This window comes from Pseudomaricurvus sp. ABR4_320 (assembly GCF_056159445.1).
In genome coordinates, this window is sequence record NZ_JBSWVF010000101.1 from 1 (window position 1) to 390 (window position 390).

General features: G+C 52.8%; 1 protein-coding gene. It reads left to right on the top strand.

Annotation, left to right across the window (positions count from 1 at the left end; translation table 11 throughout):
- Positions 1 to 390: IS30 family transposase (locus tag ACXAFR_RS27555; protein WP_475183436.1), on the top strand; the 390-nt coding region annotated here is incomplete at both ends.

Below are 390 nucleotides of genomic sequence, written 5' to 3' on the forward strand. Positions count from 1 at the left end.
TGGCTATCGCCCTCAGCAGGCGCAGCGATGGGCTGAGGAGCGCCGTCTCGCGAAGGCTTCCAGACGACTTCAATTCGATGCCTGGCAATTCATTGAAAGGCTCATCCGTATGGATTGGAGTCCCGAGCAGATTAGTCTTTGGCTCAAAACAGTTTCCGATATTCGTGTGAGTCATGAATGGATCTACCAATATCTTCTCCAGGACAAAGCCTCCGGTGGAGACCTCTATACCCACCTGCGTTGCAAGAAAGTCCGTCGTAAACGATATGGCAGCTACAGCCGCCGAGGCCAAATCATTGACCGCGTCAGTATTGATGAGCGCCCTAAAATCGTTGATACCCGCTCGCGAATTGGCGATTGGGAGCTCGACACGATCATTGGCAAGGGTCA